The sequence below is a fragment of the Pseudoalteromonas sp. MQS005 genome, from assembly GCF_001661605.1.
Lineage (GTDB): Bacteria > Pseudomonadota > Gammaproteobacteria > Enterobacterales > Alteromonadaceae > Pseudoalteromonas > Pseudoalteromonas tetraodonis.
This window is the reverse complement of the sequence record NZ_LYRQ01000020.1, coordinates 33690-55515: the sequence shown is the minus strand read 5'-3', so window position 1 is coordinate 55515 and position 21826 is coordinate 33690. Positions and strand designations below refer to the sequence as shown.

At 41.5% G+C, this 21826-nt stretch carries 24 protein-coding genes, 3 tRNA genes and 1 riboswitch; of the genes, 18 read left to right on the top strand and 9 right to left on the bottom strand.

Going from position 1 to position 21826, the window contains the following annotated elements; translation table 11 throughout:
- Positions 1 to 12: 12 nt before the first annotated feature.
- Positions 13 to 1122: a cell division protein ZapE gene (gene zapE, locus A9479_RS09100; RefSeq protein ID WP_064663243.1), complete on the top strand. Its 1110-nt coding sequence runs from the start codon at positions 13 to 15 to the stop codon at positions 1120 to 1122.
- 61 nt (positions 1123 to 1183) lie between these two features.
- Here the strand turns inward: zapE and galE are convergent, their stop codons facing one another.
- Positions 1184 to 2200 (bottom strand): UDP-glucose 4-epimerase GalE, encoded by a 1017-nt coding sequence (galE, locus tag A9479_RS09095; RefSeq protein ID WP_064663242.1) that lies wholly within the window; start codon positions 2198 to 2200, stop codon positions 1184 to 1186.
- Positions 2201 to 2451: 251 nt separating this feature from the next.
- Between galE and A9479_RS09090 the strand changes: the two genes are divergently transcribed.
- Positions 2452 to 2937, top strand: a complete 486-nt coding sequence (locus A9479_RS09090) for a DUF3016 domain-containing protein (protein ID WP_028834522.1) — start codon at positions 2452 to 2454, stop codon at positions 2935 to 2937.
- Positions 2938 to 2992: 55 nt separating this feature from the next.
- On the opposite strand, the gene A9479_RS09085 is transcribed toward A9479_RS09090, so the two are convergent.
- Positions 2993 to 3283: a hypothetical protein gene (locus A9479_RS09085; RefSeq protein ID WP_064663241.1), complete on the bottom strand. Its 291-nt coding sequence runs from the start codon at positions 3281 to 3283 to the stop codon at positions 2993 to 2995.
- Positions 3284 to 3399: 116 nt separating this feature from the next.
- On the opposite strand from A9479_RS09085, the gene A9479_RS09080 reads away from it, so the two are divergent.
- A complete protein-coding gene (locus tag A9479_RS09080; RefSeq protein WP_013463951.1) occupies positions 3400 to 3609 on the top strand; it encodes a hypothetical protein in 210 nt (69 codons plus the stop codon).
- Here the strand turns inward: A9479_RS09080 and epmB are convergent.
- Positions 3606 to 4619 (bottom strand): EF-P beta-lysylation protein EpmB, encoded by a 1014-nt coding sequence (gene epmB / locus A9479_RS09075; protein ID WP_041695590.1) that lies wholly within the window; start codon positions 4617 to 4619, stop codon positions 3606 to 3608. The genes A9479_RS09080 and epmB overlap by 4 nt on opposite strands.
- 40 nt (positions 4620 to 4659) lie before the next feature.
- Here epmB and efp point away from each other — a divergent pair, with 40 nt between their 5' ends.
- Both efp and epmA read left to right on the top strand, forming a co-directional pair.
- Positions 4660 to 5226: an elongation factor P gene (gene efp / locus A9479_RS09070; RefSeq protein ID WP_010390517.1), complete on the top strand. Its 567-nt coding sequence runs from the start codon at positions 4660 to 4662 to the stop codon at positions 5224 to 5226.
- 60 nt (positions 5227 to 5286) lie between these two features.
- Complete coding sequence (epmA, locus tag A9479_RS09065; protein WP_064663240.1) at positions 5287 to 6261, top strand: elongation factor P--(R)-beta-lysine ligase; 975 nt, start codon at positions 5287 to 5289, stop codon at positions 6259 to 6261.
- A gap of 101 nt (positions 6262 to 6362) precedes the next feature.
- Here epmA and A9479_RS09060 read toward each other — a convergent pair whose 3' ends face one another.
- Positions 6363 to 8462: a TonB-dependent receptor gene (locus tag A9479_RS09060; protein ID WP_064663239.1), complete on the bottom strand. Its 2100-nt coding sequence runs from the start codon at positions 8460 to 8462 to the stop codon at positions 6363 to 6365.
- Positions 8463 to 8564: 102 nt separating this feature from the next.
- On the opposite strand from A9479_RS09060, the gene A9479_RS09055 reads away from it, so the two are divergent.
- The 8 genes from A9479_RS09055 to A9479_RS09020 all read left to right on the top strand — a co-directional run bounded on the left by A9479_RS09055 (position 8565) and on the right by A9479_RS09020 (position 16207).
- Positions 8565 to 8963, top strand: a complete 399-nt coding sequence (locus tag A9479_RS09055; RefSeq protein ID WP_064663238.1) for a thioesterase family protein — start codon at positions 8565 to 8567, stop codon at positions 8961 to 8963.
- Positions 8964 to 9089: 126 nt separating this feature from the next.
- The gene (locus A9479_RS09050; RefSeq protein ID WP_010390523.1) at positions 9090 to 9488 is read left to right on the top strand and encodes an META domain-containing protein; all 399 of its coding nucleotides are present in this window, start codon (positions 9090 to 9092) and stop codon (positions 9486 to 9488) included.
- 98 nt (positions 9489 to 9586) lie between these two features.
- Positions 9587 to 9693, top strand: a riboswitch (TPP riboswitch).
- Positions 9694 to 9834: 141 nt separating this feature from the next.
- Positions 9835 to 11787 carry a phosphomethylpyrimidine synthase ThiC gene (gene thiC / locus A9479_RS09045; RefSeq protein ID WP_055012236.1) on the top strand — a complete coding sequence of 651 codons (1953 nt, stop codon included), beginning with the start codon at positions 9835 to 9837 and terminating at the stop codon, positions 11785 to 11787.
- Positions 11788 to 11896: 109 nt separating this feature from the next.
- Positions 11897 to 12898 (top strand): FAD-dependent oxidoreductase, encoded by a 1002-nt coding sequence (locus tag A9479_RS09040; RefSeq protein WP_064663237.1) that lies wholly within the window; start codon positions 11897 to 11899, stop codon positions 12896 to 12898.
- Between the two features lie 7 nt (positions 12899 to 12905).
- Positions 12906 to 13100 (top strand): sulfur carrier protein ThiS, encoded by a 195-nt coding sequence (gene thiS, locus A9479_RS09035; protein WP_013463959.1) that lies wholly within the window; start codon positions 12906 to 12908, stop codon positions 13098 to 13100.
- A gap of 4 nt (positions 13101 to 13104) precedes the next feature.
- A complete protein-coding gene (locus tag A9479_RS09030; RefSeq protein WP_064663236.1) occupies positions 13105 to 13896 on the top strand; it encodes a thiazole synthase in 792 nt (263 codons plus the stop codon).
- A gap of 21 nt (positions 13897 to 13917) precedes the next feature.
- Positions 13918 to 15444, top strand: coding sequence for a thiamine phosphate synthase (gene thiE, locus A9479_RS09025; RefSeq protein ID WP_064663235.1), 1527 nt, complete (start codon positions 13918 to 13920; stop codon positions 15442 to 15444).
- Positions 15428 to 16207, top strand: coding sequence for a HesA/MoeB/ThiF family protein (locus A9479_RS09020; protein WP_064663234.1), 780 nt, complete (start codon positions 15428 to 15430; stop codon positions 16205 to 16207). Before thiE ends, A9479_RS09020 begins: the two co-directional genes overlap by 17 nt.
- 109 nt (positions 16208 to 16316) lie before the next feature.
- On the opposite strand, the gene asd is transcribed toward A9479_RS09020, so the two are convergent.
- Both asd and rsgA read right to left on the bottom strand, forming a co-directional pair.
- Positions 16317 to 17183, bottom strand: coding sequence for an archaetidylserine decarboxylase (asd, locus tag A9479_RS09015; RefSeq protein ID WP_197487248.1), 867 nt, complete (start codon positions 17181 to 17183; stop codon positions 16317 to 16319).
- A 14-nt stretch (positions 17184 to 17197) separates the two neighbouring features.
- Positions 17198 to 18256 carry a small ribosomal subunit biogenesis GTPase RsgA gene (gene rsgA / locus A9479_RS09010; protein WP_013463964.1) on the bottom strand — a complete coding sequence of 353 codons (1059 nt, stop codon included), beginning with the start codon at positions 18254 to 18256 and terminating at the stop codon, positions 17198 to 17200.
- 122 nt (positions 18257 to 18378) lie between these two features.
- On the opposite strand from rsgA, the gene orn reads away from it, so the two are divergent.
- The 4 genes from orn to A9479_RS08990 all read left to right on the top strand — a co-directional run bounded on the left by orn (position 18379) and on the right by A9479_RS08990 (position 19485).
- A complete protein-coding gene (gene orn / locus A9479_RS09005) occupies positions 18379 to 18924 on the top strand; it encodes an oligoribonuclease (protein WP_008465098.1) in 546 nt (181 codons plus the stop codon).
- A gap of 167 nt (positions 18925 to 19091) precedes the next feature.
- Positions 19092 to 19167: transfer RNA gene (locus A9479_RS09000), tRNA-Gly, on the top strand.
- Positions 19168 to 19232: 65 nt separating this feature from the next.
- Positions 19233 to 19308 (top strand) — tRNA-Gly (locus A9479_RS08995).
- 101 nt (positions 19309 to 19409) lie between these two features.
- Positions 19410 to 19485: transfer RNA gene (locus A9479_RS08990), tRNA-Gly, on the top strand.
- Between the two features lie 125 nt (positions 19486 to 19610).
- Here the strand turns inward: A9479_RS08990 and A9479_RS08985 are convergent.
- The 3 genes from A9479_RS08985 to A9479_RS08975 form a co-directional block, all read right to left on the bottom strand.
- Positions 19611 to 20039, bottom strand: coding sequence for a secondary thiamine-phosphate synthase enzyme YjbQ (locus A9479_RS08985; RefSeq protein ID WP_064663233.1), 429 nt, complete (start codon positions 20037 to 20039; stop codon positions 19611 to 19613).
- The gene (locus A9479_RS08980) at positions 20036 to 20503 is read right to left on the bottom strand and encodes a chemotaxis protein CheX (protein ID WP_008115494.1); all 468 of its coding nucleotides are present in this window, start codon (positions 20501 to 20503) and stop codon (positions 20036 to 20038) included. Before A9479_RS08980 ends, A9479_RS08985 begins: the two co-directional genes overlap by 4 nt.
- Positions 20504 to 20566: 63 nt before the next feature.
- Positions 20567 to 21001, bottom strand: a complete 435-nt coding sequence (locus tag A9479_RS08975) for a transcriptional repressor (protein WP_013463967.1) — start codon at positions 20999 to 21001, stop codon at positions 20567 to 20569.
- 92 nt (positions 21002 to 21093) lie between these two features.
- On the opposite strand from A9479_RS08975, the gene A9479_RS08970 reads away from it, so the two are divergent.
- On the top strand, positions 21094 to 21714 hold the full coding sequence (locus A9479_RS08970; protein ID WP_008115498.1) for a MarC family protein: 621 nt from the start codon (positions 21094 to 21096) through the stop codon (positions 21712 to 21714).
- Positions 21715 to 21826: the final 112 nt, after the last annotated feature.

The following is a 21826-nucleotide window of genomic DNA, read 5'->3' as shown; positions in this document are numbered from 1 at the left end:
TAGTGAAATACCATGACAGAGCCCAGCACAGAAATTTTAAGCCTGTACCATAGCAAAGTTTCATCAGGAGAGCTTGATTTCGATGCGGCGCAGCACCAAGCTGTGAGTGCGTTACAGTCTTTAAGTGAGCAATTAAATCAGCCAATAAGCTGGTGGCAAAAAGCACCTTTAATTAAGGGAATATATTTATATGGCCCGGTTGGTCGGGGTAAATCTATGTTGATGGATTTATTTTATGAAAACTTACCCACAGAGAAAAAGCAGCGCCTGCATTTTCATCATTTTATTGAAAAGATTCATGCTCAATTGGCCAAGTTACAAGGGGATAAAAATCCGCTGCAAATAATTGCTAAACAGTGGGCCAAAGAGATAAAAGTACTGTGCTTTGATGAGTTTTTTGTTAGTGATATAGGTGATGCCATGATTATGGCTCGGTTATTTAACGCTTTGTTTGAACAAGGCGTGGTGCTAGTTGCAACCTCTAACGCAAAACCGGAGCAACTTTATTATAACGGCCTGCAACGCGCGCGATTTTTACCAACTATCGATTTAATAAATGCTCATTGTCATGTAATTAACGTAGCGGGGGAGGAAGACCACCGCTTCAGGTACGGTAGAAGTAGTCGTCATTATTTTATTAACTTGCCCCACACGGAGTTTGAGGCTGGGTTTTTATCCGCATACCCTCAAGCAACGCGTAATAATACAATGACTGTGCATGGCCGAGCACTTCCCTATTTATTAAAAGCTAACGATGCGCTGCTGATTGATTTTATGGCACTGTGCGCAGGTCCTCGCAGCGCCAATGATTACATGTTTTTAGCGGAACAATTTTCGGTGGTTTACATCGCTAACGTGCCAATAATGGGCAAAGAAGCAACCGGTAAGGTTATTGTGCATGGTATAGAAGACAGCTATCAGCGCGAAAAGCAGCAATTGGATGAGCATACGCTCGATGATGAAGCGCGGCGTTTTATTGCCTTAGTCGATGAGTTTTACGATTGCCACAAGTTACTGGTAATTAATGCCCAGGCCGACATAAACGAGTTATACCAAGGTAAAAAGTTAAGTTTTGAATATGCGCGAACCCAGTCACGGATTGTAGAAATGCAAAATTGGTAGAGGTAAAAAGAGGTGCTAGATATAAGGTTTTAGGCTCATATCAACCTAAAACCTAAAACTCTTATTTTCTGTATCCATTTGGATTATTTGATTGCCAGCGCCAAGTATCTTGCATCATGACATCAATACCACGCTCAGCTTGCCAACCTAGTTCACTAAGCGCTTTTTCTGGCGCAGCATAACAGGCTGCAATATCACCTGGGCGACGAGGTGACAACGCATAAGGGATTGCTTGGTCGCTAGCCTTAATAAACGCATTGACCATTTGTAATACTGAATAGCCGTTACCGGTACCAAGGTTATAAATAAGTGCACCGGTTTCTGCGGCTATTTTATCAAGTGCTTTTAAATGCCCTAGGGCTAAATCTACAACGTGAATGTAATCACGAACGCCAGTACCATCAACCGTATCATAATCGTCGCCAAATACAGCAAGTTGCTTTAATTTGCCAACCGCAACTTGTGAAATGAAAGGCAATAAATTATTAGGAATACCATTAGGGTCTTCACCAATCAAACCTGACTCATGTGCACCGACAGGATTAAAGTAGCGCAAAATAGCAAACGCGAAGCGCTCATCTGATTTAGCGATATCTTGCAACATCATTTCAACCATTAGTTTAGACGTACCATATGGATTGGTTGTACCGCCAACGGGGAAGTCTTCGCGTATAGGTAAGCTTGCTGGGTCGCCGTATACAGTGGCGGATGAGCTAAATACCAGTTTGAATACACCCGCATCACGCATAGCATCAACCAGTGTTAGTGTACCTTGTACATTATTTTGATAATACTCAATGGGTTTTACGACCGATTCTCCCACGGCTTTTAGGCCAGCAAAATGAATCACACTTTCAATGGTATGCTTGGCAAATACCGAGTCTAAAAAGGGTTTATCTAAAATATCACCTTGATAAAAAGTAATTGCTTTACCGGTTATTTTTTTCACTCTTTCAAGTGACTCTTCAGAGGAGTTACTTAAGTTATCAATCACGATAACGTCGCTGCCTTGCTGTAAAAGTTCTAAAACGGTGTGTGAGCCAATATAGCCTGCGCCACCGGTTACTAAAATTGCCATGAATGCTCCTTGGAAACCTCTGTTCAATTAAGTTAATTTCACCATAAATACTGAGCTTTTACATGTATTATTTTGTTTGTTTTGCAATCGTGACATCGCAAGCTGTACTTTTGATTACATTTTGTGCGATTTTAATAACGCCGCAGTAGAAAGATTAAGTTATAGTTCATATGTAATTGCTAAAGTAAGGTATAGCAATTTGTAAAATATTTAGTTGATTATAATGATCAGCATACTCGTTGGAGAAACGTATGAACTCAGTTAAAAAAATAGCAATGTTGATATTTATTGCACTACCGAGTGTTGTTTGCGCGGGTGAGGCACAAGTTAAATGGCATGACTTTAATGATTATCGCGATGTACGCCCATCAAACCAAACTAAAGGCTCATATCATAAGCAAATTGCCAAAAATATTGATGAGCACTTTGCAAAGCTCAGTGAGCAGCTTCCTAAAAATTATAGTTTAAAAATTGAAGTAACCGATTTAGATTTAGCTGGTGACGTGCGCTATGGCGGTGTTAACGAAATTCGGGTGGTTAAACCCATTCACTTTCCACGGATTGAATTTAACTATGTGCTTAGTAATGAAAGTGGTGTTGTCGCACAAGAAGACAACGTGAGCTTAAAAGATATGGGCTTTATGGATAAAATTAAAATGGGTCGAGACGAAGCATTTTACTATGAAAAACGCTTATTAACAGAGTGGTTTGGTGAGCAAATTTTACCGCGTATCTAGCTAATAATGCAAAGCATCTACTTTGGTAGATGCTTTGCAAGTAAGTCGCTAATTTTTATTTAAAGGTCGCTAACAGCGTTAGTAAATTTTGTAGTTTAATAACCGCTTTTTTTAGTTTTTCTTCATCCAAATCGTCGCTCGATAAGCTTTCTACATCAGCGGCAACGTCTAACACGTAAGGCTTAAAACGTTTAGCTTCGAAACTAAATCCAGCGTCCTCGGCAAATAAGGCTTTAAATTTTCCGTGACCTTGCTGTTGTAACTCATCGAGTTTTTTGTCAGCGTCAAGTGCCTGACGGTAAACAATTTTTAAGTTGGCGTTGAGTTGTTCAATTATAGAATCCATGGTTTTCCTAAAGCTTAGTGCAATGTTGCCGATAAATACTTAAGTGGGTTGGTAAAGTAATTTACCAATTCAGCGACTATAATACGTGTATTACATTTAAATGTCAGGTGTGAGTTATGAATATATCAGGTGGAAATCTACCTACAATCCCTGGTGCAGGCCAAGGCGCAGAGGTTTTAACTGCTGCTTTATCTAAAAAGCAACAGCAAGCTGATGGCGCCGCTGCACTTGCGCTTATTGAAGGTGCTACACAAACCTCAAGTGCACAAACACCGGCTAAGTCGGTTACTGCAACACTTGGGAATAATGTAAACGTTTATGTTTAAACCAATTTGAGGTCAATAGGGGTTTTACTTTTTTGGCCCCCTATTTCTCTTACTAGTTTAGGCACTAAAAATCCTGGCAGGGCTTCTAAAAGCTCTGCCATTATTTTTATGGCTTGTGCCTCATCTATATCAAAATGACTTGCGCCTTCTACCTTATCCAGTAAGTGTAAGTAATAAGGCATTACGTCTGTATCAAACAAGGCTTCACTTAAGTTTATTTGCGCATCAACTGTATCGTTAACATCTTTTAAAATAACCGCCTGATTTAATAACAGTACATTGGCTTGTTTTAGCATGTTCATGGCGTTTTTAAAGTCACTATCTATTTCGTTAGCATGGTTAATATGATTCACGAATATAACTTTTAGTGGTGACTTTGCTAATCTTTCACATAATTGTTCAGTAATGCGTGCAGGGATCACAACGGGTAAGCGGCTGTGTATGCGCATCCGTTTTATTTGTGGTATTTGCTCAAGCTCATCTAAAAACCAACTAATAGCATCGTCTTTGGCCATTAGTGGATCGCCACCACTTAAAATCACTTCGTTAATATTTTTATCAGCTTGTATATAGCTCAATGCATCAATAAGGCTGCGTTTATTTAACTGGTTTTCTTGATAAGGAAAATGGCGTCTAAAGCAGTAGCGGCAATTTACCGCACAACCAGTTTTAAACATGACTAAAACACGTGATTTATATTTATGTAACAGACCTGGTTGATTGTTATCTTGCTCAAGTAGCGGATCTTTATTAAACCCCGACTTAGTTAAAAATTCTTGATGGCGAGGCATAACTTGCAGCAATAAAGGATCATTTGCATCGCCATGACGAATTTTTTTTATAAAAGGCAATGGCACACGAACAGGAAACAAGCTACGAGCTTTTATGTCGTTTTCATGGACTTGGCTCGATAAACCAACCATTTCTAACAACACTTTTGGGCAGGTAACTACATTTGCTAATTCTTTTTGCCAGTTTTTATGCAAATTTGCTTCATTTCTTTGTATCATTGGCACGTAGATTACTCGAAAAATATAAATAGAGGAAACGATGGCGAATTATAGCACCAACGAGTTCAAGGGCGGCCTAAAAATTATGATGGACGGCGAACCTTGCAGTATCTTAGAAAATGAAATGGTAAAACCGGGTAAAGGCCAAGCGTTTAACCGTGTTCGTATCCGTAAGCTTATCTCTGGCAAGGTACTTGAAAAAACCTTTAAATCGGGTGAATCGGTTGAAGGTGCTGATGTAATGGATACCGATTTAGCGTATCTATACACAGACGGTGAATTTTGGCATTTCATGAACAACGAAACATTTGAACAAATCGCTGCTGATGAAAAAGCACTGGGCGATGCTGGCAAATGGTTAGTTGAAAACGATGTATGTACTATTACATTATGGAACGGCAGCCCAATTGCTGTAACTCCACCAAACTTTGTTGAGCTTGAGATCACTGAAACCGACCCTGGCCTTAAAGGTGATACAGCAGGCACGGGTGGTAAACCAGCAACGCTTAGCACAGGTGCTGTAGTACGTGTTCCATTATTCGTACAAATTGGCGAAGTAATTAAAGTAGACACTCGCAATGGTGAATACGTAAGCCGTGTTAAGTAAGCTGTAACACGCCTTATTAATTAAATCCCGGCTTAAGCTGGGATTTTTTTTGGAGAAAATATGTCAGCAGATCTTTGGGTGCCGAGTGCCAGCATAGATACACTCAAGCAACGAGCAGCGATTATGCGTAGCATTCGTGAATTCTTTTATGCTCGTAATGTAATGGAAGTCGAAACACCAAGTTTAAGTGCTGCCAGTGTAACCGATGTGCATTTAGCCAGCTTTGATACTACATTTGTCGGCCCAGGTCATGCTGGTGGGCTTCCCCTGTTTTTGCAAACATCTCCAGAGTTTGCGATGAAACGCTTGTTAGCGGCCGGCTCAGGCGCTATTTTCCAGCTTTGTAAGGCATTTAGAAATGAAGAAGCGGGCAGTCATCACAACCCTGAATTTACTATGCTCGAATGGTATCGTCCTGGGTTTGACGAATTTGCTTTAATGGATGAAATAGATGAGTTGATGCAGCTTATTCTTGAGGTTGCGCCTGCAGAGCGGATTACCTACCAACACGCATTTGAACGCACGCTAGGGCTTGATCCATTAACTGCCTCTATCACGCAGCTACAACAACTCGCATGCGAACATGGCTTTGCTGATATTGCTAAAAACGAGACTCATAAAGATACCTTACTGCAATTATTATTTTGTATGAAAGTAGAGCCGACTATTGGTCAAGACATCCCCTGTTTTGTGTATCACTTTCCCGCATCGCAAGCGGCACTTGCACAAATCTGTGAGCACGATCAGCGAGTTGCAGGGCGCTTTGAGCTTTATTATAAAAATATGGAGTTAGCCAACGGCTTTAATGAACTCACCAATGCCAAAGAGCAAGCAAAAAGGTTTAACCAAGATAACGCCTACCGCGCTGCTAGTGGCTTAAAACAAGTACCTATGGATACGCGTTTAATTGCCGCATTAGAGCATGGTTTAGAGCAATGTGCGGGGGTTGCATTGGGAATTGATAGATTAGTGATGCTAGCAACCAATAAGCAAAAAATAAAAGAGGTGATTGCGTTTGATGTGGCAAGAGCTTAAAGCAGCTAATAGCTTAAAGTGGTCAGCTATCAGATAAAAAAACACCGCGTTTGCATTAAACGCGGTGTTTTTTATTCTCGAACTGACAACTGGTCGCAGTATTACAAATTAAGCGTAAACGTAACACCGGCTACGCGAGGCTCACCTAGTTGAATGTAAGTTTGACTTGTATAACCATCTAACGGGTTGTTGCCAAATTCAAAACCGCGAGTTGGAACGGTTTCATCAAACACATTTCGTGCCCATGCGCGTACAGCCCACATATCGGCTTCGTAACCAAGGCTTACATTCACTAAGTTTGTGTTTGGAGCTTGTGCATTATGGCTATCGGAGAAGTAATAATCATCTTTACCTTCAACACCTAACATAGCATATAACTCATCAGTAACATTGTAGCGTGCACTAAATGCATATTGATATTTAGGCGCTTGTGCTTGCTCACGACCGTCTTGATTTAAACCAGATTTAGTAACAAAGTCATTAATTTTAGTGTCTAAGTATCCGGCACTTCCGGTAATAAATAAGTTTGGTGTTAGTTGATAGCTGCCTTCAATTTCAAGGCCATAGTTACTGCCAGAGCTGGCATTGGCGACATAACCGGTAAATTGTTGGTCTGATACTTGCCACGACTTTAATTGAATATTGTCACGGTGCATATAAAATGCAGCTAAACGCAGGGTAAACTTATCATCCAATGAGCTGCCTTTAACACCAAACTCACCACTCCATAAGTACTCTGGATCAAAGCTAGTATGCTGTTTGAAAAAATCAGCATCTAAACTTAACCCTTCATCTTTTGCTTTTGCTAGCGCTTCTGAATTAATCCCACCGGCTTTGTAACCGCGCGTGATACTGGTATAAATCATGGTGCGGTCAATAACTTGGTATTCAAGTGCAACCTTGCCACCGAGCATAATATCGTCAGTTTCTTCAATAAAACCGTTACTATCTGTGTAATCACCTTGATATTGCTCAACACGTAAACCGGTAATAAGCGTAGTTTTTGGGCCTATTGCTGTGGCTAATTGGCCATAAGCTGCCATGTTATTGGTTTCATAGGTTGAGGCAAATGGATTGGCTAACCATGTATATTGACGCTCAAGGTCAACATCGCGGTTTTGATAGTAAATACCCGCCACCCAATTACCTGTTTTGCCATTAAACTGCAGATCGAGCGCTTGATCATCACGATCGCGGCTATAAATATCTGTTGAGCTATAACCATCTGGGTGCAGACCGGAAGCACATAATTGCGGCTTACTTGTATCGTTACATACCCAGTCTTCATCAAAACTATAAAAAAGCTCAGTATCAATGGCTGAAAGGTTTAAGCTGACATCAAAGGCGTCAAAACCGGTGTAAGTATTATTAAGGCCAACAGCATAGCTTTGTTGGTTATCTTCGCCCGGTTGATCAGCAAGACTGTTGCGAGAATTATCAAGGGTAAATGCATCATAACCGTTATTGATATCGATATAGTGCAGGTTTAGCTCTGAATTTAAATGAGCTGTGAGTTGGTTATTTAATTTAAAGCGGGCAACTTGTTCATCTTGGTTTTGTGTTTCATCATTTAAATAGAGGTTGTTTACGTAACCGTCAGATTTTCTGCGAAAGTAGCTAACGCGTGCACTGGTATCATCGGTTAAACCTGTGCTAGCAGCAACGCCTGCTTCATGGCTGTTATAAGTGCCAGCACCTAAATGTAATTTTAAACTAGGATCGCTGGTTGCATTAGCTGATTGCATTTGAATCATACCCGCCATGCCATCGGCGCCAAAACGTGTACCTTGTGGACCACGGTAAATTTCTACTTGGTCAATATCAAATAATAATGAGCTGCCACCAAGGCCAGAATAATTTATACCGTCAATCACTAAACCGACAGATGGGTTAATTGGGTCGACGAATTGTGAACGAAGTCCCACCCCTCTAATTTGAATATAACGTCCGCGCGAGGCGCCTGAAGCAAAATTCACATTTGCAGCGCTTGCTAGCATTTCATCTAAATAAGTAGCCCCTCTGAGATTTACTTCATCCTCAGAAAATAAACTTGCGCTGGCACTTAACGTTTGAATGCTTTCTTTTTGAAAGTCACCAGTAACAATGATTTTCTCTAGGTCGGTGTCATCTGCATTGGCGTAGATTGGGGCACCGAATAGTGGTAATAACGTGGCTGTAATTAAAGACAAACGTAAATTCATTAGGTTACTTAACTCCATTTTAGGGACTTGTATGGTAGCAATTATTTCAACACTTGTGCTATAAACGCGGCAATTATACGTTAAATAATTTGGATTACTAATATGACCTTTAAAGTAGACTTTAAAGTGCGTGACTACGAGTGTGACCTACAAGGTATTGTAAATAATAGTGTTTATTTTAATTATCTGGAGCACGCTCGTCATGAGTTTTTATACGCACAGGGTGTTGATTTTGCACAACTTGCCAAAGATAAAATTAACTTAGTGGTACTTCGCAGTGAAATGGATTACAAGCAGTCTTTAAAGCCAGCGGATGAATTTTATGTAGCAGTAGAGCCTGTACGCATTAGTCGCCTTAAATTTGCGTTTAAACAAACGGTAGTTCGCAAATTAGACGAAAAAGTGATGCTCAATGCCTTAGTAATAGGTACGTCGGTTAACGAGAAAGGTCGTCCATTTTTACCACCACAGATAGATAACTTATTCCTAGCAATTGCATAATTCCAAATAGCACTGCTTTTAAACTAGCTTAGAACAAAAATTTACATTTAAAATATGCATTTTTAACGGATAAACCTGACAAATATTGATACTATTACATTAATTAGACAATAAGTTAGTAGTAACATGAAATTAGCAGCAATACCGATGCTCGTAATCGGTTTATGTGTTGGTTGCGCATCAACAGGGACAGTTACCACTGAGCAGCTAAAATATACACAATGGCAATTATCAAAGGTTGATGATTTGGCTATTCCCGCGTCCTTTAAAGCATCAATGAGTTTTATAGAAGCGCTACAAATAAACGGCTTTGCCGGATGTAATAAGTTTTTTGGTGAAGGCTCACTTGAAGACAGTAGCCTGAGCGTAAGCAAATTAGGTATGACACGTAAATCATGTGGCCCTGAACTGGATGAGTTTGAACAACAGTTTTTACAAGCTCTGCAGCAAGGTGCAGTGCTTAACATGCAAGACCAAACATTGGTAATGCAAGCTGAACAAAAATTTGTGTTTATCCCAAAATAATTTTTGAGTTTTGAAAAACAGCCCCTTGCAGGGAATTTTCAACTGACGTACACTCATCGCAGATTTGATCAAAATATTATCAAATCAACGAACAATTCAAATACTTGTCGGAGTGCCTAAGTTTTATTTAGGCTGAGATCGCGAAAGCGGGATCCGTGAACCTGATCAGGTTAATACCTGCGTAGGGAACAAGCTGCCTAACTAGGACGCTTGTGCGTCTTTTTTTATGCGCACAAACAAGCAACATCCGTCTTAGGCCGCAAAGTCGCATAAAGCTACTTTACGATCTTTCTCTATTCCTCAGCGGAATATCTGACAAGACAACCCTTTAGCAATGAGGTAAGTCATGTCAAATACAACAAATAAAGCTACTCGCCGTGAAACTCGTGCGGCCGCATCAGATTATATTTATAACCTTACAGGGCAACCATTCCCAAGTTCTCATAAAGTGTATGTTGAAGGCACGCAAGAAAATGTACGTGTGGGTATGCGTGAAATCACATTGAGCGATACTTTTATTGGTGGTGATGAGCAAAACCCAGTATATGAGTCAAATGCACCACTGCGTGTTTACGATACATCAGGCCCGTATACCGATCCTGAATTTAAATTGGATGTCCGCAAGGGACTTAATAAATATCGTGAACAATGGATTGAGAGCCGTAATGATACCGAAGTACTCGAGTCGGTAACCTCACAGTTTGCACAGCAGCGTATGGCTGATGATGGGCTAGATCATATTCGCTTTGAACACCTTCCAAAAATACGCCGTGCAAAAGCGGGTAAAAATGTCACCCAAATGCATTATGCTCGCCAAGGGATAGTCACCCCAGAAATGGAATATGTAGCGATACGTGAAAACATGGGGCGTGCGCAAATACGTGAAGAGTTACTAGCTGCGCAGCATAAAGGGGAGTCGTTTGGCGCGAGCATCCCTGAGTTTATTACTCCTGAATTTGTGCGTGATGAAATTGCTCGCGGACGCGCTATTTTACCTAACAATATTAATCACCCAGAAACCGAGCCTATGATTGTTGGTCGTAACTTTTTAGTTAAAGTTAACGCCAATATTGGTAATTCATCAGTGGGTTCATCTATCGAAGAAGAAGTTGAAAAAATGGTGTGGTCAACCCGTTGGGGTGCCGACACCGTAATGGATTTATCAACAGGGCGTTACATTCACGAAACCCGTGAATGGCTGGTACGTAATTCGCCTGTGCCTATTGGTACTGTTCCAATTTACCAAGCACTTGAAAAAGTAAATGGCGTAGCAGAAGACCTAACTTGGGAAATATTTCGCGACACCCTGATTGAACAAGCAGAGCAAGGCGTTGATTACTTTACCATTCATGCTGGTGTGCTATTGCGTTATGTGCCAATGACAGCAAAACGCGTAACCGGTATTGTGTCACGTGGTGGCTCAATTATGGCTAAATGGTGTTTAGCGCATCACAAAGAAAACTTTTTATACACGCATTTTGAAGATATTTGTGAAATTTTAAAACAATACGATGTGTGTTTTTCACTCGGTGATGGTTTACGTCCGGGTTCTATTGCCGATGCGAACGATGAAGCGCAATTTAGTGAGCTGCGTACCTTAGGCGAACTGACTAAAATAGCTTGGAAACATGATGTACAAGTGTTCATAGAAGGCCCTGGACATGTGCCTATGCATATGATCAAAGCGAATATGGATGAACAACTTAAGCATTGTGACGAAGCCCCGTTTTATACTTTAGGTCCACTGACTACCGATATTGCTCCTGGGTATGATCATATAACCTCAGGGATTGGTGCTGCGCAAATAGCTTGGTATGGCTGTGCTATGTTGTGTTACGTAACACCTAAAGAGCATTTAGGTTTGCCAAATAAAGAAGACGTTAAAGAAGGCCTTATCACCTACAAAATTGCCGCTCATGCCGCCGATTTAGCCAAAGGTCACCCAGGTGCACAAGAGCGAGATAATGCATTATCAAAAGCGCGCTTTGAATTTAGATGGCATGACCAGTTTAATATTGGTTTAGACCCTGTTCGCGCCCGTGAATACCATGATGAAACACTGCCGCAAGAATCAGGCAAAGTTGCGCATTTTTGTTCTATGTGTGGCCCTAAATTTTGTTCCATGAAAATAACCCAAGAAGTACGCGACTACGCCAAAGATCTAGAAGCGCGCGGTATTGATCCTAATAACGTGGGTGATGCCATTGAAATCAAAATGGTTGATGTTGAGGCCGAGATGAAAGCCAAATCTGAAGAGTTTAAGCAAACAGGCTCAGAGATTTACCACAAAGCAATATAAAATAGTTGCGGGTTGCGGGTTGCGAGCATCGAGTAGCGAAATGTTTATCTTAGCATCTTGTTGCTCGAAGCCAGAGACTCGTAGCTCGTAGCTAGATTTAGGAGTGTTTATGTTTTATAACATTGCTGTGGTGGGCTTTGGTTTAGCGGGGCGGTTGGCCGCACTTGAGTTAAGTAAACAGCATCGTGTTACCGTATTTGAAGCCGATGATGAACATACTCAGAACAGTGCCGGTAAAGTGGCAGCAGCGATGCTAGCTCCCCTAGCTGAGTCTGTTATGTGCGAACATGATTTAGCACTATTGGGAGTAGATTCTATTGCTCGCTGGCCTGCTATTTTAGATGAGTTAAACAGTGAGGTGTTCTTTCAACAGCAGGGCACCTTGGTGGTTGCTCATACGCAAGATAAAGGCGACTTACAAAGCTTTGCGCAGCGAATAAAGCCGTTACTAAATTTTAGCGTTGAAGCGGTGAATACGCAGCAAATAGCGGATTTAGAACCTGAGCTTACAGGGCGTTTTAATCAAGGGCTATTTTTACCCGGTGAAGGACAAATTGATAATCAGGCTTTTTATAAAGCCAGTTTTAGAGCCCTCAATAAACGTAAGGTAAAGTTTGTATTTAATCAACGCGTCAGTATTTTTGATGACAAAGTCAATAATCGTCCGTTTGATTATATTATTGATTGCAGAGGGCTTGGCGCCAAACAAGATCAGCCACTTCGAGGTGTGCGTGGGGAGGTGGCAAGGTTATACGCCCCTGAGGTTAACTTAACGCGGCCTGTGCGGTTAATGCATCCGCGTTACCCTATTTATATTGCACCTAAACCTAATCATGAATATGTCATAGGGGCAACGGAGATCGAATCGCAAGATACAGGTCCTGCAACTGTGCGCTCAACCCTTGAACTATTATCGGCGGCCTACACTGTTCATAGTGGCTTTGCCGAAGCGCGATTATTAAATATTCAAACAGGCTTACGCCCAGCGTTTAGCGATAATCGCCCACAGGTAAAAAAAACGAGCAAGGTTATCAGTATCAATGGCTTGTATCGCCACGGCTATATGTTGGCACCCGCGCTTGTGGCACAAGCATTATCGCAAATAGAGTGAGTCTTAAATGAACATTACAATTAATGGTGAGCCTTTAAATGTGACTAGCCATGCGCTGCTGGAAATAGTAAAAAACGTGGGTGCAATGGCGCCTTATGCCGTGGCTGTAAATGGAGAGTTTATTCCTCAGAGTCGCCATAGCCACGTTGTTATAAATGAAGGTGACAGTATTGAGTTATTGTCACCTATCCAAGGTGGATAGTGCTATGCAAAGCAAAGACTGTTTAACAATTTATGGTGAACCAATCAATAGTCGCTTGTTAATTGGATCTGCGTTATATCCGTCACCAGATATAATGACGCAATCAATTAAAGCCTCAGGTGCTGAGATAGTCACCGTGTCACTTAGACGACAACAAAACGCGGCGGCAGGGAATGATTTTTGGCAATTAATTAAAAACACCGGTTTAAAAATACTGCCTAATACTGCCGGATGCCACAGCGTCAAAGAGGCTATTAACCTAGCTAAAATGTGCCGAGAAGTATTTGCTACCGATTGGATAAAACTTGAATTAATAGGCGATGACTATAATTTACAGCCCGATCCCTTTGCATTACTTGAAGCCACAAAAATATTGATTGATGATGGGTTTAAAGTACTGCCTTACTGCACCGATGACTTAGTGCTTTGCCAACGTTTAGATGAATTAGGCTGCGAGGTGCTAATGCCATGGGGCGCGCCAATTGGTACCGGTAAGGGATTATTAAATAGTTATAACTTAAAGGCGATACGGGAGCGTTTACCTAACAGCACATTAATTGTTGATGCTGGGTTAGGTTTACCATCGCATGCCTGCCAAGCCTTAGAATTAGGGTATGATGCGGTATTATTAAATTCAGCCATAGCGGGCGCGGGTTGCCCTATTACCATGGGACGTGCATTTAAAGCAGCGGTTGAAGCAGGGCGATTTGCTTATAACGCCAAAGCAATGCCAGAAAAAGACGTTGCGGCCCCATCAACCCCCACAATGGGTATGCCATTTTGGCATCAAACGTAAAAAATTAGGAAGTAGGTCATTATGAACAATGTAGTATGGACGATTGCGGGCTCAGACTCCGGCGGCGGCGCGGGTATTCAAGCCGATATCAAGGCAATGCAAAGTTTTGGTGTACATGCTTGTACAGCAATCACCGCGCTTACCGCTCAAAATAGCTTAGGTGTAGAGGCTATTAATGCAGTGTCTACCGATATTATTGAGTCCCAGTTGCTTGCACTTGAAAAAGACATGAAAGCCAAAGTGATAAAAATTGGCATGCTTGCTAATGTGCAGCAAATTCAGTTAATTAGTGAGCACATAAGCCACTACAAAACCAAATGGCCAACGCCGCCGGTTATTGTGTATGACCCTGTGGCTATTGCCTCAAGCGGTGACTTACTAACAGAAGAAGACACCGTAAGTGCGATAAAAGAATGTTTACTACCGCTGGTGGATGTAATTACCCCAAATACCCACGAAACCCAGTTATTAACGGGTGTGTATTTAATTGGCCCTGCAGCGATTAAAGAAGCGGCGAGTAAGCTGATGGCGTGGGGCGCAAAAGCGGTGGTGATTAAAGGCGGACATTGGGATTACCCAAGCGGGTATTGCATTGATTACTGCACACAAAACGGTGAAGACTATTGGCTAGGTAATGAAAAAATTCAAGTTCCTCATAGCCATGGTACAGGGTGCAGTATGGCGTCAGTAATTGCTGCGTGTCTTGCAAAAGACTATCCGTTAAAAGATGCGTTTATTTTAGCTAAAGCCTATATAAACCAAGGTTTAAAGCAATCAGTTCGCTATGGCGAGGGCATAGGGCCGGTCGCACAAACGCAGTTTCCTACCGATTTAGCGCATTACCCTCAGGTGATTGAACCGGGTAGCTGGTTAGGTGATGAGTTGGATTTTGATGTGCCGCTTGATTTTAATATGGCTGCTGATTTTGCAGCCTGTGAAAGTAAAAAGCTTGGCCTCTATGGTGTGGTTGATAGCATTGAATGGCTAGAAAAGTGCTTACAGCAAGGAATTAAAACAGCTCAGCTTCGTGTTAAAAATAAAACGCAGAATGAGCTAGATGAACTGATTGCCAAAGCGGTCACCTTGGGTGAGCAGTATAATGCGCAGGTATTTATAAATGATTACTGGCAACTTGCCATCAAACATGGCGCCTATGGGGTGCATTTAGGACAAGAAGACTTAGAGAGTGCAAACTTAGTTGCTATAAAAGAAGCTGGCCTGCGACTTGGTCTCTCTACCCATGGCTTTTATGAAATGCTTCGGGCGCATAATTACCGCCCAAGCTACATGGCCTTTGGCGCGATTTATCCTACCACCACCAAAGACATGACTGGCCAGATACAGGGGCTTGAAAAGCTAACTCGGTTTGTGCCATTAATGCAAAGTTATCCTACAGTGGCTATTGGCGGAATTGATTTAAATAGGGCGCAAGAGGTTGCTAAAACGGGCGTGGGCAGTGTAGCCGTGGTGCGTGCTATTACCGAGGCTGATGATTATGTAGAGGCAATCAATACCTTAAAATCGGTGATAAATGAGAATGCCTGCTAACATGCAAACGCAGCAGCTCAGCGACAAAGAAACTCTACGTTATAGCCGCCACATATTACTTGATGAAGTGGGGCTTGACGGGCAGTTAATGCTGAAACGTTCAACGGTTGCCGTAGTTGGTGCAGGTGGCTTAGGTAGTCCTGCGCTGCTGTATTTAGCGGCAGCTGGCATTGGGTCGCTTATTTTAATTGATGACGATGTAGTTGAACTGTCTAACTTGCAGCGCCAAGTGCTCTATAAAGTAAATCATTTGGGGCAAAACAAAGTTCGCGCGGCTGGAAAAGTGCTTGCGAGCCTTAACAATCAAATAAATATAATAACCCACACTCAAAAGCTGGATGATACCAACAGTGCGTTGTTCTTAAAAAACGCCGACATAGTGCTTGATTGCTCTGATAACTTTAGTACCCGCTATTCGGTTAATCGCTATTGTATTGCTAATAACACTCGCTTAATTACAGGGGCTGCGCTGGCAACTCAAGGGCAATTAATGGGTTTTGATTTTAGACAAAGTGACAGTCCATGTTACGGCTGTGTTTTCCCTCAAAGTAGCGATGCACCGGTTATAAATTGTAGTAATGCCGGGGTAATTAGCCCTTTACTTGGGATTGTTGGGTCAATGCAGGCACAATTAACCCTCAATATGTTGTTAGGTCATTTTAAGGGGAATGTGTTTATAACGTTTGACGCATTAAGCTTAAAGCAACAGCATTTTAAGATGACTAAGGATTTAGCGTGTAAAGAGTGTGGCGGGTATGAGTAATGAAAAGCTTGGCTTTTAACGTGAGTAAGCTCTCCGTCTACAAGAAAAGAACACCGCGGTTATTGAAAATAAACGCGGTGTTTTTTTAAGTTCGAACTGACACTACCTATTAATCATCAATTTTTGCAAAGGCAGTGCCTAAACGAGTAACTACCTCTGGGAGTTGATCGTCTAATATTTCTGCTTTGTTCGCACCCCATGCGAGCACAACCGTTGAGCCTAATTTAAAGCGACCCATTTCTTCCCCTTTCTTAAGGGTGATCGCGTTTTCGCCTTTAGTTGGGTAGTTCCAGCTAAACACATCACTGCCAGCTGGTGGAGTCACTGTGCCAGCCCAAATAGTTTCTATGCTGGCAACAATGGTTGCGCCTACCAAGACCATAGCTAGCGGGCCAATTTCAGTTTCAAAAATAGCCACTACACGCTCGTTACGGGCAAATAAATTTGGTACGTTTTGAGCGGTAAGTGGGTTTACTGAAAATAAATCGCCCGGTACATAAATCATTTTGCTTAGCGTGCCATTAATTGGCATATGAATACGGTGGTAATCTTTTGGTGCCAAGTAAATAGTTGCAAATTTACCGCCTAAAAACGGGGTTGTGTCGTCTTGTGATCCACCTAACAATGCTTGTAAGCTGTAATCGTGGCCTTTAGCTTGAATAAGTTGACCATCAACAATGTCGCCTAGTTGGCTAATTGCGCCGTCTACTGGATGAATAATAATTTCTTCATCTTCAACCATAGGACGCACACCGTCTTTTAACGGACGGGTAAAAAATTCATTAAAGCTTTTGTAATGAGCCGGATCTGAATATTTAGCTTCGCTCATATCTATTTTATATTGTTTAATAAATAATTTAATTAATGTGGTTGTTAACGCACCGGCTTTTGCTGCAGCAAGTTTACCTACCACACGAGAAATAAAGTGTTTTGGCATGGCATACTGCATGGCGATTTTAAATTTATCTAAACTCACAGGTTATTCCCTTATTATACGCGGGGCGCACGAGCGCCTGCACGGCCATCGGCCATGGTTTCTAAAATACGGTGGTAGCTTTCAAAGCGTAATTTTGAAATATCGCCATCGGCTACCGCTTGTTTAATTATACAGCCCGGATCGTTTAAATGTTTACAATCTCTAAACCGGCATCCGCCTATAAATTCTCTAAATTCTTTAAAGCACCAAGTGACGCGTTCAACATCTAAATGCCATAGGCCAAATTCACGAATTCCCGGTGAGTCAATTAAATTACCCCCACTCGGTAAATGATGAAGGCGCGATACCGTGGTGGTGTGCTGGCCAAGCCCGCTGTTTTCAGACACTTCTTTAGTCAAAATTTCAGCATCCGGCAGTACAGTGTTAACTAAGGTAGATTTACCCACGCCACTTTGACCAACAAAAATATTATTTTTGCCCGCAAGTACTTCTTTTAACTCATTAATGCCTTCGCCAGTTATATTACTAACTAGCAGCACCTGATAATTAAGCTTACGGTAAATGTCGAGGATTTGTTGTATTTCGTTTAAACCAGCTTCATCAATTAAATCAATTTTATTCAGTACTAAAATGGGTTCGATACCCATGTCTTCACAGGCAATTAAATAGCGGTCAATAATGCTCGGGGTAAACTCTGGCAGTACCGCTGAAACCATTAAAATTTGATCAATATTAGCGGCAATCACTTTAACCCCATCATAAAAATCGGGGCGCGTGAGTTGTGAGCGGCGCTCTTGAGTTGCTTCAATAACACCCGCTAAATCACCTTCACTTACTTTTGCACGGCGAAACAATACTTCATCGCCGCAAACCAAGTTCGATACGGTACGACGAATATTACAACGTAATACATCGCCATTTTGCGTTTCTACATCGGCATGTTGCCCAAAGCGGCTAATGACAATCGCATTTTCCACTTGACCTAAATTATCTGTTTGCCATTCTTGCGCGCCGACTTTTGCCGGTTTTGTATCGGCATTCGATAAGCGCTTTTGATGATTGGCCTTGATCCTACGGGATTGGCCTTTACTTAATTTTTTCTGTTTTGCCACTTGAGGCCTATAACCTGAGTTAAATGCCGAGTTTGCCAAAAAAAGCTTTAGCTCGACGGTTGATGCTAATATGATATATCGAAATGCGTTGGATCTAAAGAAAAGCACCGTTTAAGGTAATTATGACTATTAATAAATCAAATTTAATTTGGCTCGATCTGGAAATGACCGGACTTGAACCAGAGACTGACAAAATACTTGAAATTGCAACTGTTGTCACTGACGCTGATCTGAATATACTAGCCGAAGGCCCAACGATTGCCATTCATCAAAGTGATGAACTACTTGATGGCATGGATGAGTGGTGTACAACTCAGCATGGCAAATCTGGACTAACGGCACGCTGTAAGGCAAGCACGTTTAATGAAGCTTACGCCGTGGAACAAACCCTCGCGTTTTTAAAGCAATGGGTGCCAGCGGGTGCTTCACCTATGTGTGGTAACTCGATAGGCCAAGACCGTCGCTTTATGAATAAGTATATGCGCGAGCTTGAAGACTTTTTTCATTACCGTAATTTAGATGTCAGTACCATTAAAGAACTTGCTCGTCGTTGGAAACCAGATGTGTTGGCTCAAGTGAATAAAAAAGGGTCGCATTTAGCGTTAGACGACATTAAAGATTCGATTATGGAATTAAAGGTTTACCGAGAAAAGTTTTTTAATTTATAAAAAATACTTGCAAAGCCCCCTAATTATTGTAGAATCCTGCCCCGCTCAAGACGATAACCCCCGCGGGGTTAGTGTGTTTGGGCTTAGGTTAAAAGAACAGGTTTAATATTGATAGAACCTAGAACCTAGAACCTAGAACCTAGAACCTAGAACCTAGAACCTAGAATGCGGCACTAGCTCAGTTGGTAGAGCGCGACCTTGCCAAGGTCGAGGTCACGAGTTCGAGCCTCGTGTGCCGCTCCAATTTCTCACCAAAAGAAATTGTAGTTCAAAATAAAAGGTTAAAATTGATATAACCTAAATTAAATGCGGCACTAGCTCAGTTGGTAGAGCGCGACCTTGCCAAGGTCGAGGTCACGAGTTCGAGCCTCGTGTGCCGCTCCAATTTCTCACCAAAAGAAATTGTAGTTCAAGATAAAAGGTTAAAATTGATAGAACCTAGAACCTAGAACCTAGAACCTAGAACCTAGAACCTAGAATTAAATGCGGTACTAGCTCAGTTGGTAGAGCGCGACCTTGCCAAGGTCGAGGTCACGAGTTCGAGCCTCGTGTACCGCTCCAATCTTATTTACTTTCCAGATATTCATTCTCAAATAGCAAACAATAACCCACACGCGAATCATTATAAATTTAATTTATGTAACTTTTTTAAAGTGTTCAATGTGTACGAATGATCTATATAAAATCTAAAACGCTTCGCCTTGCAAAGTTGCAATAATGCGTCTTGAACCGCCATGATCACGGTGCTCACCTAAGTATATCCCTTGCCAAGTTCCCAGTGCTAACTGACCATCACTAATCGGTATAGTTAACTCACAACCTAAGGTACTGGTTTTTATATGGGCAGGCATATCATCATCGCCCTCATAGTCATGGCGATAATAAGGCTGGCGCTCTGGAACAAACTGATTAAAGTGGCTTTCCATATCCATGCGTACCGTTGGATCCGCGTTTTCGTTAATAGTTAAGCTGGCAGAGGTGTGTTGAATAAATAAGTGTAATAAACCAACTTTAAGCTGACTTAGTTGTGGGAGGTGAGTAAGTATGTCGTTATCAATTAAATGAAAGCCCCGCGAGCGAGGCTTTAATGTAATTGTGGTTTGCGACCAGCTCATAGCTTATCGAAACTCACTTCTATATTTGCATTACCTGCGTCACTGGTAAATGGCATAAGAATTTTTTTGCCGTCACTTTTATGCGTAATGGTGTGGTTTGTACCAGAGACAACGATGGGAGTTGCCATGGCAAAGTCATAGCCTTTTTCCCCTAATAAATTCTTAGCTCCACCGGTAACCATGTTGGTTATTTCGCCGACCATGTCAGTTACTTCTTCATTTATACTGTCTGGTCGCTCACCTAACATACGCTCCATAATAGTCAGTGCTAAACTCTCGTCGAAGGTAATTGAAAATGAACCACGAGTTTGCGGACCAACCATACCAATTAATCCCGATACATCACCACAGGCTATCTCATCGGTTTTAATACGCGGCTTGCCTGGTTTTAATTGAGTTTGAGCCATAGTGCTCAATACATTCATCAAAGAAGCTAAAAAGGGATTAATGAACTCTACATTCATGTTAGATATCCTTAAATTGGTACCGATAAAGGTTATACGTAAAGTATAGCTATAGTCGCTGAGCTATGCTCGACAAGCGTCACATTTACCATGCGCTTCTATTGTTTGCCCTGAAACGACAAAGCCGCTTTCAGCTGCTAAGTTATTGAGCTCATGTGAAATTACTGTTGAATGCAGCTCTTTAACAAACCCACATGTATCGCAAATTAGTAATTGAACAGGATGAATATGATCAAAGTGATGACACAACATGAATGCATTAGTGCTTTCAATTTTATGAATAAAACCGAGTTCTGCTAAAAAGTCTAAAGCACGATAAATTGTCGCAGGTTTTGCGCCTGTTTCAGTGACTTTTAATTGCTCTAGCAAATCGTATGCCCCCACACCACCTTGAGCGCTTGCTAATAAACGAAATACCTTTTCGCGAATAGGTGTGAATCGCGCACCACGGTTGTCGCATACTTGTTTTGCTTTACTTACGAGTGATTCTATATTCATCTTCTCTCATCCTTACTTTGCCGTGATATACTAACATACTGTATTGTAGTTGCAGCGTTTTATTAACCGCTTTTGTGAAAAGGTATTCATTAATGCATGAACTATTAGCCATATTTATTTTCTTTTTTGCAGTTATCGATCCAATCGGCACAATTCCGGTTTTTATCGCCGTAACTCGGGGTGATGACGACAAGTTTAAGCGTAAAGTAATTTTTAAAGCAGTGGGTGTATCTGCTTTAGTACTGTTATTTTTTGTGGTTGCCGGTGAGCAATTACTCAATGTGATTGAGATTCCACTATCGGCATTTCAAATAGCCGGTGGGTTGATCTTATTAATTTTTGCACTCTCCATGACGTTTGGTGAAAGTAAACCCGAAGCTGAAATTAAAAGTGTTCGCGATAGCACTGAAACCGCTATTTTTCCGCTGGCTATACCCTCAATTGCAAGCCCAGGCGCTATGTTAGGTGCGGTATTAATGACGCGTAATGAAGAATATACTTGGGTTGAACAAATGATTACCTCATCAATGATGCTGGCCGTTTTAGTGGTGGTACTTATTTTGTTATTACTTGCTACGCATGTACATAAAATAATAGGTGATAGTGGGGCAAGTATTATTAGTCGAATTATGGGGTTAATTTTAAGCTCAGTCGCAGTAACGAATATTTTAAACGGTATCGCACAATACTTTGGCTTGCAGGTGTTTGCTTAATATTGCTGCGCATGGGGCTTTTGTGTAAAATGCAGCGCCTTTTAAGCTGTGCTTAAATTATAAATTTTTGAGGACTACATTTTGGATAAACGTACTTTAAATCGACGCTTTT